General features: G+C 70.2%; 12 protein-coding genes. 9 read left to right on the top strand and 3 right to left on the bottom strand.

The features are described 5' to 3' along the window. A partial coding sequence (locus QR77_RS20740; protein ID WP_236711130.1) for a cbb3-type cytochrome c oxidase subunit I occupies window positions 1-828 on the bottom strand: 828 nt, incomplete at its 3' end. A gap of 199 nt (window positions 829-1027) precedes the next feature. Between QR77_RS20740 and QR77_RS20745 the strand changes: the two genes are divergently transcribed. From QR77_RS20745 to QR77_RS20755, 3 genes are all read left to right on the top strand, one after another. Further along, the gene (locus QR77_RS20745; RefSeq protein ID WP_063798056.1) at window positions 1028-1663 is read left to right on the top strand and encodes an RNA polymerase sigma factor; all 636 of its coding nucleotides are present in this window, start codon (window positions 1028-1030) and stop codon (window positions 1661-1663) included. After that, window positions 1660-2718 (top strand): CU044_5270 family protein, encoded by a 1059-nt coding sequence (locus tag QR77_RS20750; RefSeq protein ID WP_040023534.1) that lies wholly within the window; start codon window positions 1660-1662, stop codon window positions 2716-2718. Before QR77_RS20745 ends, QR77_RS20750 begins: the two co-directional genes overlap by 4 nt. 76 nt (window positions 2719-2794) lie before the next feature. Beyond that, entirely contained in the window at window positions 2795-3175 is a 381-nt protein-coding gene (locus QR77_RS20755; protein ID WP_040023538.1) for a hypothetical protein, read from the top strand. Between the two features lie 53 nt (window positions 3176-3228). On the opposite strand, the gene QR77_RS20760 is transcribed toward QR77_RS20755, so the two are convergent. Together QR77_RS20760 and QR77_RS20765 are read right to left on the bottom strand one after the other, a co-directional pair. After that, the gene (locus QR77_RS20760; protein WP_040023540.1) at window positions 3229-3876 is read right to left on the bottom strand and encodes a response regulator transcription factor; all 648 of its coding nucleotides are present in this window, start codon (window positions 3874-3876) and stop codon (window positions 3229-3231) included. Next, a complete protein-coding gene (locus QR77_RS20765) occupies window positions 3861-5162 on the bottom strand; it encodes a histidine kinase (RefSeq protein WP_040023541.1) in 1302 nt (433 codons plus the stop codon). Before QR77_RS20765 ends, QR77_RS20760 begins: the two co-directional genes overlap by 16 nt. A 253-nt stretch (window positions 5163-5415) precedes the next feature. Between QR77_RS20765 and QR77_RS20770 the strand changes: the two genes are divergently transcribed. The 6 genes from QR77_RS20770 (at window position 5416) to QR77_RS20795 (ending at window position 13446) form a co-directional block, all read left to right on the top strand. Further along, window positions 5416-5862, top strand: a complete 447-nt coding sequence (locus QR77_RS20770; protein WP_052488934.1) for a hypothetical protein — start codon at window positions 5416-5418, stop codon at window positions 5860-5862. Window positions 5863-5965: 103 nt separating this feature from the next. Then, window positions 5966-7567 carry a beta-xylosidase gene (locus tag QR77_RS20775; protein WP_040023542.1) on the top strand — a complete coding sequence of 534 codons (1602 nt, stop codon included), beginning with the start codon at window positions 5966-5968 and terminating at the stop codon, window positions 7565-7567. A 79-nt stretch (window positions 7568-7646) separates the two neighbouring features. Continuing rightward, the gene (locus tag QR77_RS20780) at window positions 7647-8795 is read left to right on the top strand and encodes an ROK family transcriptional regulator (protein ID WP_040023543.1); all 1149 of its coding nucleotides are present in this window, start codon (window positions 7647-7649) and stop codon (window positions 8793-8795) included. 188 nt (window positions 8796-8983) lie between these two features. Further along, the gene (locus QR77_RS20785) at window positions 8984-10927 is read left to right on the top strand and encodes a cellulase family glycosylhydrolase (protein ID WP_040023544.1); all 1944 of its coding nucleotides are present in this window, start codon (window positions 8984-8986) and stop codon (window positions 10925-10927) included. 171 nt (window positions 10928-11098) lie between these two features. After that, window positions 11099-12604, top strand: coding sequence for a sugar porter family MFS transporter (locus QR77_RS20790; protein WP_052488936.1), 1506 nt, complete (start codon window positions 11099-11101; stop codon window positions 12602-12604). A gap of 212 nt (window positions 12605-12816) precedes the next feature. Next, the gene (locus QR77_RS20795) at window positions 12817-13446 is read left to right on the top strand and encodes a DedA family protein (RefSeq protein WP_040023545.1); all 630 of its coding nucleotides are present in this window, start codon (window positions 12817-12819) and stop codon (window positions 13444-13446) included. Window position 13447: the final 1 nt, after the last annotated feature.

Raw genomic sequence — 13447 nt, forward strand, 5'->3', positions numbered from 1 at the left:
CGTCACATACATGTGGTGGGCCCATACCGTCACCGAAAGGCCCGCGATCGAAATCGTGGCGGCCACGAGTCCGATGTAACCGAACATGGGCTTGCGGCTGAATACAGGGATCACCTCGGAGATGATCCCGAAGAACGGCAGGGCGATGATGTAGACCTCCGGATGCCCGAAGAACCAGAACAGGTGCTGCCACAACAGCGCCCCGCCGTTGGCCGCGTCGAAGACATGCGCACCGAACTTGCGGTCGGCCTCCAGGGCGAACAGCGCGGCGGCGAGGACGGGGAAGGCGAGCAGGACCAGCACACCGGTCAGGAGCACGTTCCAGGTGAAGATCGGCATCCGGAACATCGTCATGCCGGGCGCCCGCATACAGATGATCGTGGTGATGAAGTTGACGGCGCCCAGGATCGTACCGAAGCCGGACAGGGCCAGACCCATGATCCACATGTCGCCTCCGACCCCGGGCGAGTGCACGGCGTCCGACAGCGGTGAGTACGCGAACCAGCCGAAGTCCGCGGCGCCCTGGGGCGTGAGGAAGCCGCCCACCGCGATCGTCGAGCCGAAGAGGTAGAGCCAGTACGCGAACATGTTGAGCCGGGGGAACGCCACATCGGGCGCGCCGATCTGCAACGGCATGATCCAGTTGGCGAATCCGGCGAACAGCGGCGTCGCGAACATCAGCAGCATGATCGTGCCGTGCATCGTGAACGCCTGGTTGAACTGCTCGTTCGACATGATCTGCGTACCGGGACGGGCCAGCTCGGCGCGCATGAACAGCGCCATCAGTCCGGCGACGCAGAAGAAACCGAACGACGTGATCAGGTACATCGTGCCGATCGTCTTGTGATCGGTCGTGGTCAGCCACCCGACGACGGAGTGCGGGCGGGGCGGTGGGGCGACGGCGCTGCCGGGGTTCTCGTTCACAACACGGCTGTGTCCGGCGCCGCGCGCACCGTCACACCCGGGCCGCCGCTGTGACACAGGACACGCCTGTGACGATCGGGGGCGTGCCGGACACTGAGAGGGTATGAGCGACGACGATCTTTTCGCCGCCGCCTATCGCGAGCACTACTGGGCGGTCAGCCGTTACATAGCGCGGCGGTTGGGCGGCCAGGACGCCACGGTCGAGGAAGTGGCCGCGGACGTGTTCGTGGTCGCCTGGCGGCGCCGGGCCGAGCTGCCCGACCCGGCATTGCCGTGGCTGTACGGGGTGGCGCGCAACTGCGTCGCCAACTCCCTGCGCGGCGCCGGTCGCTACCGCAGGCTGCTGGACCGCCTCGCGCACCACCAGACCGTACGGCGGACCCAGGTCGACGAAGGGCCCGCCGCCGACGATCCGTATCTCTGGATGCACGGCGCACTGGCCCGTCTCTCCGAGGCGGACCGGGAGATCCTGCGCCTCACGGCCTGGGAGGAGCTGAACATCTCCGAGGTGGCGACCGTCCTGGGGTGCGGCAGCCGGGCAGCGGCGATGCGACTGCACCGGGCGCGGGGCAGGCTGCGCGCGCAGATCGAGTCGCTGGAGCAGTACCGGGGGCAGCAGGCGGGGCGGCGGCAGGTGGACGAGGACACGGGGCGGCAAGCGGGTCGGCAGACGGGCCAGCAGACGGGGCGGTACGAGAACGGCAGGCTCGTCGACGAGCTGGAAGGGTGGCAGCGATGACCGACGAACTCGACCTCCTGCGCGAGGCCAACCCCGTGTCCCGGGACGAAGGGCCCTTCAGGGACCGGCCGTTGGACCTCGCCGCCGAGCACCGGCTCGCCGGACTTTCGCGGCGAGGGGCCCCGGAACCGCCGCGCGGCTCCCGTACGCGTGACGCCCGTACGTCCAACTCCCGTACGCGCGGCCTCGACCGGCTCCGCGCGCGGCACACCGTACTGGCCGGCGCTGCGGCGGCGGTCGTCGCCGTCCTCCTGGTCGTTTTCCCCACCGGTGGAAACCCTGCCCTCGCCGTGGCGGCGCCCAGGCCGCTGGTCGTGGAGCGGAACACCGCGGCGGTCCCGCTCGCCGAAGTGGCGCGCAGGGCCCGGCTCGCCCAGGCCAGGGACGGCGTCACCCCCGCCCGGATGGGCAGCCACTACCAGTCGTGGAGCATGGGCATGTGGAGCGGCCACGACGCCCCGCCGCCCATCACCGTGCCGGAGGAGCGGCTGACCAGGTGGAACGCGGACGGCAGCCGGACCGACATCGTCGTGGCCACGGACCCCTCGCACCCCGGGAAACCGGTCATCGCGGGCGACGACAACAAGACCGTCTCCGACGGGACCGTGCTCCAGAACACCACAGACCTGCCGGGCGCGCTGGGAACCACCACCTTCGTGGACCCCCCGCCGCACGATCCGGCCGGGCTGCGCCGCTACCTCTTCACCACACTCGGGGCGCCGGGCGACGGCACCTCCACCACCGCGCTGCTGGAGGACCTGCGGGGATTCCTGCACGAGTGGACGCCGGGGACCCGCGAAAACGCCGCCCTCGCCAGCCTGTTGGCGAAGGCGGACGGGGTGCGTCCGGTCGGCGCCATCGTCGACCGGTTGGGGCGCACCGGGCAGGCGTACACGTACACACCTCCCGGGCGGGCGAACGCGATCCGCTATCTGCTGATCCTCGATCCGGACACCGGGGCGATCCTGGGGATCGAGACGGTCTACCTCCGCGCCGTGCCGGAGTACAAGATCAAGGCAGGTGACGTCATGTCGTACGAGGCGTGGATCTACTGAGAGCGACCGGCCCCGCCTGACCGGGTGGCGGTGTCGGCGGCGGCGCGGGCCACGACCTGGCACCTATGCTCGCGGCATGGAGCAGAGCGAGGTCATGAAGCGAGTGATCGGAATCCTCACCGAAGCCGGCGAGTGGCAGCGACTCATCGAGAAGGACGTGGAGCGGGAGGACCTGGACACCGACCGAGGCATCGTGACCGCACTCCTGAACGAGACGATGCCCAATGTCGAGATCCCGGGCGAAGCCACCCATGAGGAGATCGCCGCGCTGGTCGCGCGGGAGGTCGGCGGCGCGATCCAACAGCTTGTCGGGGCCTTCAGCCTCGCCTTCGTGATGCTGGCGCAGGTGCATGACACCGGTCAGCAGGACGTGTCCTCCGCCGAGGTGCTCCAGAATCTGGCGCTCCGGGCCGAGGAGTTGAACCCGGACGGGGGCGGCTCGGACCACTCGGCCTGACGGTCGGGCTCGGTAGCGGGGGCCGTCAGCCGGGCCCGGCAGCGGCTCGTACCTCATGGGTTGTTCAGGTACGCGAGGACGGCGAGGACGCGGCGGTTGCCGCTGTCGTCATCGGTGATGCCGAGTTTGCCGAACAGGGAGGTGGTGTACTTGCTGATCGCGCTGTCGCTGAGGAAGAGCCGCCGGCCGATGGCCTGGTTGGACAAGCCTTCGGCCATGAGGCTCAGCACGGAGTGTTCGCGTTCGCTGAGTCCGCCGAGCCGTCGGTTCGACGACCCGCTGGACAGCAGTTTGGAGATGACGGCCGCGTCCATGGCGGTCCCGCCACCGGCGACGCGTTCCAAGGCGTCGGTGAACTGGTCGGCGTTGAACACGCTCTCCTTGAGCAAGTAGCCGACGCCACCGGCGCCGTCGGCCAGGAGTTCGCGGGCGTAGAGCTGTTCGACGTACTGGGAGAGGATCAGGACCGGCAGTCCTGGCACTTCGCGCCGGGCGGCCAGAGCCGCGCGCAGGCCCTCGTCCGACTGGGTCGGCGGCATGCGGACGTCGACGACGGCGACATCCGGCCGCCAGGTCAGCAGCGCGTCGAGTGTCTCGGGTCCGGTCGTCGCCGTCGCCACCACCTGGTGTCCGTACGCCTCGATGAGACGCACCATCCCGTCGCGCAGCAGGTAGAGGTCCTCGGCTACAACGATTCGCATGGCACCATCATCCTCACGCGGGTCGGCCCGCCTGTCGGACTTGTGATCTCCAGAGTGCCGTCGAAGACGGCGATACGGGCGCGCAGGCCCGCGAGCCCACCACCGGGCCGTACGGCGGCGCCACCCCGGCCGTTGTCCTCGACCTCGACGATGACGAGGTCGGTGTCCGGGTCGGTGCCGGTGCCGGTGCCTGTGCCGGTGCCGTCCCGGGCTATGGAGATCCGCGCGCGGGTCGCGTGGGCGTGCTTGACCGCGTTGGTCAGCAGTTCGGCGATTGCGAAGTACAGGGCGGACTCGATCGGCGGATCCAGCCGCAGTTGGAGATCGGGGCTGATGTCCGCTTCGAGTTCGAGCGGGCTGTCCAGGGCAAGGGCGCGAACGGCGTCCAGGAGCCCCCGGTCGTTCAGCACCGGCGGGTTGATGCCCTGGACCAGTTCGCGCAGCTCGGTCAGGGACGTGGCGGCGCCGGCCCGCGCCTCTCGCATGAGCGCCTTCGCCTGCTCGGGGTCGGTCTCCATCAGCTTCTCCGCGGTCGCCAGAGAGAGGCCGAGCCCGACCAGACGGGCCTGTGCCCCGTCGTGCAGATCGCGCTCTATCCGGCGGATCTCGGCGGCCTGCGCGACGGTCGTATCGGCGCGCTGGGCCGTCAGTTCGTCCACCCGCTCCGCCAGCGCCATCGCGGACGTCGCGCGCAGGAAGCGGACGGCGACCGGTTCGGCGGACCGCCAGGCGTACGGGGCGGTGGCGACGGCCACGGCCAGACCGAGCACGCCGATCAGGCGCGGGGCGAGCCCTGAGTGGCTGAGCCCGATGACCGCCAGGGCGACTCCGGCCGGCGGGACGGACGCGACCACGCCCATCGTGAACGGTGCGATCGCCATGAAGCGCACATCACGCCAGGTGGCGGGATCGCGCCAGCGCAGGCGCAGGCGCTGTTCCTGGAGGGCGTCCTTCTTGCTGCGCGTGTAGGAGAAACCGTTCCACCAGTACCCGGTGGACAGCCGCACCACCGGGCCGGCCTCCCGATAGCCGCCGGGGATGACGGTGGCTGTCCACTTCGCGACGAGGGAGCGGACGATCCGGCAGACGGGGCGGGACAGGGCGAGTGTGCCGACGCACGCCCACACGAATTCCGGAATCCAGGACCACGCGTTGCCCGACCACCAGATCCACAGCGCGACGGCGACGGCCCACACGGCCGGGACCAGCAGGCTGACCACCATGACCACGCACGCCCGTACGAACCCCAGACAGGCGCCGGCCAGCCACGACACCACTTGTCGCATGACTCTTCCTCCTGCTTCATGACCCGGGCCGTGGCGGCGGCGGTCCCCCGCGACGCACCGCGCCGGCCGGTACGGATTGATGCTCCCAACTGTGCACCGCGGGGGGCCCGAAGCCCCGTGAATCGGCTCAGGAGTGGGTCTGGCCCCACCCATCCGTAGGTCCAGGCTCATACCGCGTGATCCGTGCGCTCCCTAGCGTTGAAGGCATCGAAAGCGTCACACCACGCCGGACGGCACGAGGGAAGAGACAACCATGGAAACCGCAGGCCAGCGCCCCATCGCCGGGGCTGAGCACCGCCTCAACCACCCGGACTTTCAGCGGGCGTTCGGGAAGATGAGGAGGTCCGTCGCCGTCTACGGCGCGTTCAGCGTCGCCGTCCTGCTCGTGGTCGTCATCCTCTCGATCAACGGCGAGCAGGTCAGCTCGTTCATGTGGGGCCGGACCGGCGGGATGTTCGCGAGCGCCGCGGTGACGTACTGGCTGCTCGGCCTCGCCGCACGGGGATCGCGATCGGCCTATGTGCGCGTCTGCGTCATCGCGGTGGTCGTGCCGATCGCGGTCATAGCCATCGACAGCATCCCCGGCGCCCTCCCGCTGTGGTTCGTCGTTCTCCAGGTCGCGGGTGCCGTGGCCCTCATACCGACCGCTTTCCTCGTCAACCGGTCCGAACTGCGCGCCGCCTACCGCACGTCGCGCTGACGGCTTCCGTGCGGTGCTGCCTCCGCACCCTTGACGGACGTTGATCTCCGGGCGGACGATAAATCAATCATTTTGATTTACCAGTGAGAAGAAGGAACCGCCGATGCCGGGTGCCACGCCGGATGCCCTCACCGTTACCGCCGACGCGCAGGCTCCAGGGGCCCCGCTGAAGCATTTCTGGAGCACAGTCGTCGGCGCCGGCCGGGCGAACGAGGGGCTACGGGCCGACTGGCAGCGGCAGATGGCCGAGGCCGCCAAGGAGTGCGGCTTCGCGTACGTCCGCTTCCACGGCCTCTTCCACGACGACATGTTCGTCTACACCGAGCGCGAGGACGGCACCCCCGTCTACAACTTCCAGTACGTCGACGCGCTCTTCGACGCGCTGCTCGACATGGGGGTCCGCCCGTTCGTGGAGTTCGGCTTCAGCCCGCGCGCCCTGGCCCGCGAGACGGAGACCGTTTTCTGGTGGGGCGCGCACGGCGCCCCGCCCGTCGACCACGCCAAGTGGGCCGCGCTGATCGACCGTACGGTGCGGCATTGGATCACCCGCTACGGCGTCGACGAGGTACGCGGCTGGTACTTCGAGGTGTGGAACGAGGCGAATCTGTGGGGCTTCTTCCACGGGACGCGGTCGGAGTACTTCGAGCTGTACCGCGTAACCGCCCAGGCGGTGAAGGCCGTTGACCAGGGGCTGCGCGTCGGCGGTCCCGCGACCTCCAACTTCGTACCCGACGAGCGCTTCGGCGGGGAGTCGGAGAACATCGAGAACCGCATCGTCGCAGGACGCACCGACATCGACGACCTCCAGTGGCGTCCGGTGTGGATGGAAGCGTTCCTGGACTTCTGCGAACGGGAAGACCTGCCCGTCGACTTCGTCTCCACCCACCCCTATCCGACCGACTGGGCGCTGGACGAGCACGGCCGGGGCGAGAAGCTGACGCGCGGCAAGGACGCCACCCCGGACGACCTCGCGCTGCTGCGGACCATGATCGACGCGAGTAGCTTCCCCGACGCGGAGATCCATCTCACCGAGTGGAGTTCGTCGTCCTCACCCCGTGACCACGCCCACGACACACTGCCCGCGGCCACCTATGTGGTGCGGTGTGCGCTGCACTCGATCGGGACGGTGGACTCGCTGGCGTACTGGACCTTCACCGATGTCTTCGAGGAGGGCGGCGCGGGGGACGAGATGTTCCACGGCGGCTTCGGCATGATCACACTCCCCGGTGTGCCCAAGCCGACGTTCCACGCCTACCGCATGCTCAACGCGCTGGGCGACGAACTGATCGACAGCGCCGAGGACTCCGTCGTCAGCCGGGACTCGCGCACCGGGCGGATCACCGCGCTCGTGCACCACTACCCGCAGGAGGAGCCGAAGTCCGTGCCGGCGTCCTTCGACAGCCGCGAGGTGGCCCAGCACACCCAAGGCAAGGGCTCGCCGCGCCAGTTGAGCCTGCGCGTGGACGGCGTACGACCCGGCGCGCGCTTCGAGGTCGAGGTGCTGGACGGGGAACACGGCGACGCCATCGGCGCCTGGCGCGCGCTCGGTTCGCCCGCCGAGCCGACCCGGGAGCAGCTCGCGCACCTCGACCGGATGGCCAGGGCCACGGAGGTCCGGGCCGTCGGCGCCGGTGACGACGGCGTTCTGCGGCTGGACGCCACGATCCAGCCGTGGTCGGTGCTGCTGGTACGCGAACTGTCCTGACCCCCACCCGCCCGGCCTGGAGGTCACCTTGACGAGTGGGGGACGGAGTTCGATCCGGCGCGGCACCAACCTGCCGCGCGTGGGCGACTTCAACGAATCCGTGGTCCTGGACGCGATCCGCCGCGTCCCGGACGGTCTGAGCCGCGTGGAGCTGGTGACGGCCACCGGCCTCTCGGCGCAGACCATCTCCAACATCTGCCGCCGGCTGCTCGACCAGGGGGTCGTGCACGAGAGCGGCAAGACACGCTCCGGCAGCGGAAAGCCGCGCACGCTGCTCCGGTTGAGCCCGGGCGCGCGGTACGCCGTCGGTGTCCACCTGGACCCGGCGGTCATCACGTACGTCCTGCTCGACCTGTTGGGTACGGTCGTCGCGCACCGGCAGGAGCCGACGGCCGGCAGCGGTGAGCCTGAGCGCACCACGCAGGACATCAGCGCCTCGATCAACGGCCTCATCGCCGGGTCCGGCGCCGACCGCGACCGTATCCTCGGCCTGGGGGTCGCGGTGCCGGGCCCCATCGACGCCGCCGCCGGACTGGTCGTGGATCCACCGCAGTTGGCGGGCTGGAGCAGCGTCCCGCTGCGCGACCGGCTGAGCGCGGCGACGGGACTGCCCGCGCTGATCGACAAGGACGTGATCGCGGCGGCCGTGGCCGAACGCTGGGCGGGAGCGGCCACCGAGACCGGCAACTTCCTCTTCTTCTATCTGGGCACCGGCTCCGGCATGGGCCTGGTCGTGGACGACGCGGTGCTGCGCGGAGTGTCGGGCAACGTGGGCGAGGTCGGAGGCCTCGGCGCGGCCTGCACCACCCGTGCCCTGGTCGACGAGGGAATCCAACTGGGCGTACTGGGACCCGAATTCGCCCCCACCGGCCCCCACGACGCCCAGCGCGGCCTGACCTGTCTGGCCGAGCTTGCCGCCGGCGCCGACCCGACGGCGGCCGGCATCATCGACCGCTGGGCGGTCCGCGTCGGCCGGGGGGTGTGCGCGGCGGCGACCCTGGTCGACTCCGACCTGATCGTGTTCGGCGGCCCGGCCTGGCCGCTGCTGTCGGGACGCTTCCTCCCGGTCATCGAACCGATGGTCGCGGCGTCCCCCTTCGTGAAGCGGATCCACCCGACCACGGTCACGACGACCCACATAGGCACCGATGTGGCGGCGATCGGCGCGGCCTGCCTGGTCCTGGACCAGTCTCTATCCGCGCAGCCCCGCTCGCTGCTGCTGGCCTGAGGCGGCCCACACCATGGCCCTGTCCGGCGGATCTTCGCGGGCCCGGAACGCCTGGCACGGCATCTCGCCGCGTTGTCGGAGTCGTCCAAGTACGTCCAGTACGAGGACGATCCTCCGCCTTGCGATATACCGCACCAGACGCCCCGGGCCGATCCACGAAGATCCGCCGGACAGGACCTAGGAGACCCATGCGACGCCACAGCGCCCACCTCACCCACGACTCGACCGTCCTGCCCTGGCTGGGCGCCAACTTCTGGTCCCGCACGGGGGGTCCGCTCATGTGGCGGAACTACGAGCCGGAGACGGTCCGTGCGGAGCTGGCCGTCCTGAAGGACCACGGGCTCACCATGACCCGTTCCTTCTTCTACTGGCCGGACTTCCACCCCGAGCCGCACCGCGTCGACGAGGAACTCTGCGACCGCTTCCGGGACTTCCTGGACGCCCACACCGAACTGGGCCTCGGCTGTGTCCCCACCTTCATCGTCGGCCACATGTCGGGCGAGAACTGGGATCCGGCCTGGCGCGGTGGCCGGGATCTGTACGAGGACGTGTGGCTGGTCGGCCGGCAGGCCTGGTTCGTCTCGCAGATGACCCGCCGCTTCAAGGACCATCCGGCCGTCACCGGCTGGCTGATCACCAACGAGATGCCCGGTTACGCCCGCGTCTACCAGGTCGACCCGCCCTCGTCGGACGTGGTCACGGCGTGGGCGCAGTTCATGTGCGACGCCGTACGCGCGGCGGGCGGCACCCAGCCCGTATCGCTCGGCGACGGCGCGTGGGGCATCGAGGTGACAGGCCGCGAGAACGGCTTCTCGCTCCGCGAGACCGCCGAGTACGTCGACTTCGTGGGCCCGCACGTCTACCGCTCGGACACGGACCGGCCGCGCCAGCACTACCGGGCGGCCTTCGAGTGCGAACTCGCCGCGGCCACCGGGCAGCCCGTCGTCCTGGAGGAGTTCGGTGTGTCCACCGACACCGTCTCCGCCGCCAACGCCGGCGTCCACTACCGGCAGACGCTGCACAACTCCCTGCTGGGCGGGGCGACCGGCTGGATCGCCTGGAACAACACGGACTACGACGACCTGTGGGAGCAGTCGCCGTACGACCACCACCCCTTCGAGATGCACTTCGGCATCACCGACCACACCGGCGCTCCGAAGGAACCGCTGCGCGAGATGGCCGCGTTCGCCGGTGTGCTGAAGCGGACCGACTTCACGCGCTGCCGCCGGGTGGACGCCGACACCGCGCTGGTCCTCCCCGCGTTCCTGGAGCGCGGCTACCCGTACAGCCGGGCCGCCGACCGCCCGCTGATCTTCGGCTCGCTGCACCAGAGTTACGTGGCCGCGCACGCGGCGGACCTCCCGGTGGCGCTCACCCGCGAGGCGGACGGCCTCCCCGGCGCCGGGCAGGCATCGCTCTATCTCCTGCCCTCCACACGGCAGTTGACCACCCGCACCCGGCGCGTCCTGGAGAGCAGGGCGCGCGAGGGGGCGACGGTGTACCTGTCGTTCTGCTCGGGCGAACACCCGGGGACGCGGGGCCCGTGGTTCCACGACCTGGACGGACTGTTCGGCGTACAGCTCCAACTCGCCTACGGGGTGACCGAACCGATCGAGGACGACGTGCTGGAGATGACGTTCACCGAGGACTTCGGCGGCATCGCGGCCGGCGAGACCCTGCGCTTCCCCGTGGCGGGCAACGAGGACAGCCGCGCCTACCTCCCGGTCGTCCCGGACGGCGCGCGGACCGTCGCCACCGACGCGCACGGCCGTCCCGCGCTGCTCAGCCACGACCTCGGCGCCGGCCGCACCGTACTGGCCACCTACCCGCTGGAGCACATGGCCGCCCGCACGCCCCGCGCCAACCCGGAGCAGACCCACCGCCTGTACGCGGCGCTGGCCGAGGTCGCGGGCGTCGCGCGCCCGGTGACCGTACCCACCCCGTACGTCTCCGCCGACACCCTGACGCACGAGGACGGGCGCCGCTTCGTCTGGCTGGTCAGCCAGGCCGAGCGGGAGCTGACCGTGCGCCCCTCGGCCGACGGCAGGCTGTGCGATCTGGACACCGGAGAGCCGCTGGACGAGGTGACCCTGCCGCCGTACGGCGTGCGCGTCCTGGAACAGACGGCCTGAGGCGACGGGCGGCGGCCCGACGGCTCCCGGAGACCTGACCCGGTTGACCGGGGCGACTGACCCGGGCACTCAGGGGTAGATGAGCGGCGTACGCGTGTGGTGTGCACCGAAATGTACGCCCCGGCGGGGGGCGCCTCATCAGTAACCGATGCCAGTCAGGTGATAACGCTCATGACCGAAACCGCCCATGGCCCCGGAGCCGTACACGCCCCCGGACCAGCAGCGTCCAGCCGAGGCAGCAAAGCCGTCGGCATCTCCATCGCGGCCGCCGTAGGCGGCTTCCTCTTCGGCTTCGACTCCTCCGTGATCAACGGCGCCGTCGACTCCCTGGGGTCGCACTTCCACCTCGGCTCGTTCCTCTCCGGCTTTGTCGTCTCCATCGCGCTGCTGGGCTGCGCGGTCGGCGCCTGGTACGCGGGCCGGCTGGCGGACGGCTGGGGGCGGCGGAAGGTCATGGTGCTGGGGGCGCTGATGTTCGTCATCAGCTCCGTCGGTTCGGCGCTCTCCTTCTCCGTGCTCGACCTCATGGTGTGGCGCGTGGTCGGCGGCCTGGCGATCGGGGTCGCCTCGGTGATCGCCCCCGCGTACATCTCGGAGGTGGCGCCCGCCAAGGGGCGCGGCGCGCTGGGCTCCTTGCAGCAGCTCGCGATCACCATCGGCCAGCTCGTCGTGCTCAGCTCGAACAAGGGCCTGGCCGGCGCCGCCGGCGGGGCGTCCCAGGAGCTGTGGTTCGGCATGCAGGCCTGGCGGTGGATGTTCCTGGTCGGCGTCATCCCGGCGGTCGTGTACGGCGTACTGGCGATGCGGATTCCGGAGTCGCCGCGCTACCTCGTGCTCAAGGGGCAGTACGACGACGCCGCCGGCGTCCTGGAGCGGGTGTCGGGTGAGAGCGATCCGCGCGGGCGGGTCGAGGAGATCAAGAAAACCCTGAAGAAGGAGAGCCACAGCAGCTTCGCGGACATCCGAGGCACCCGTTTCGGGCTGCATCCGCTGGTGTGGGTCGGCATCATCATGGCCGCGTTCCAGCAGCTCGTGGGGATCAACGCGATCTTCTACTACTCCACCACGCTGTGGAAGTCGGTCGGCTTCAGCGAGTCCAGCTCGTTCACCACGTCGGTGATCACCGCCGGGATCAATGTGGTGATGACGGTGGTCGCCATGCTGTTCGTGGACCGGGTCGGCCGCCGCAGGCTGCTGACCATCGGCTCCGTCGGCATGTTCCTGGCGCTGCTGCTCACCGCGATCGCCTTCTCCCAGCAGCACGGCACCGGAGCGAACGTGACGCTGCCGAGCCCGTACGGCCCGCTCGCGCTGGTCGGCGCGAACGCCTTCGTGGTCTTCTTCGCGCTCTCCTGGGGCCCGGTCCTGTGGATCATGCTCGCCGAGATGTTCCCGAACCGGATGCGTGCGATGGCGCTGGCCATCGGCACCGCGTCGAACTGGATCTTCAACTTCATCGTCACCTTCGCCTTCGAACCGATGACGAAGCTGGTCGGCCTGTCGTGGCTGTACGGCGCTTTCGCGTTCTTCGCGCTCGCTTCGTTCTTCTTCGTCCAGCGCAAGGTGCCGGAGACGAAGCAGCAGGAGCTGGAGTCGATGACGGGCGACACGTACCGGCGCCCCGGGCCCGGGCAGGGCCCCGGGCCGGGTGCTCCGGTGGCCGAGCCCACGTCGTAACGGCGGCGCGGCGGTCGTAACGGCGGCGCGGCGGCGCGTGGCCCGCCGCGCGCCGGTGTCCCCCGGAGTTACGGTGGGTGATCCAGGCCCGCACCGGACGCGGCCGGGGCCCGCACCGGACGAGGGGAGTACGGCGGCGTGACAAGCAGCGAGGGTGTGGCCCGCGCGGCCGTACGCGGGACGGCCGTACGCGGAACACGGCAGGCGCGGCGATGAGCGGGCCCCCGCTGCCCGGTGTGCTGGGCGACCTCGCACCGATCCTCGACCACTGGGGCTACCTGGCCGTCGGCTTCCTTCTCTTCGTGGAGGACTTCGGCGTACCGGTCCCGGGCGAGACGGTGCTCATCGCCGCCGCCGTGTACGCCGGGACCGGACGGCTCGACATCGTCGCCGTCGTGGTGATCGCCTTCGTCGCCGCCGTGGCCGGCGACAACGTCGGCTACGCCATCGGACGCTTCGGCGGCCACCGGCTTGTCGATCGTTACGGCCGGTATGTGCTGCTGACGCCGGAGCGGGTGGGGAAGGCCGAAGCGTTCTTCACCCGCCACGGCGGCAAGGTCGTCACCGTCGCCCGGTTCATCGAGGGCCTGCGCCAGGCCAACGGAATCATCGCGGGCATGAGCATGATGTCGTGGTCGAGATTCCTGGCCTTCAACGCGCTGGGCGCGGCACTGTGGGTCGGTGTCTGGTCGGCGCTCGGCTACTACGCCGGCCAGAACGTGGACACCATCTACCCGGCCATCCAGCGGTACGAGCTGTATTTTCTGGCGCTCCTGGTGGCGGTGGTCGGGTTCTTCATCGTCCGCCACCTGCGGCGCAGGCACCGCGGCCCGCGCGACTGAC

Origin of the sequence: Streptomyces sp. 150FB, from assembly GCF_000818195.1 — a bacterium.
GTDB lineage: Bacteria > Actinomycetota > Actinomycetes > Streptomycetales > Streptomycetaceae > Streptomyces.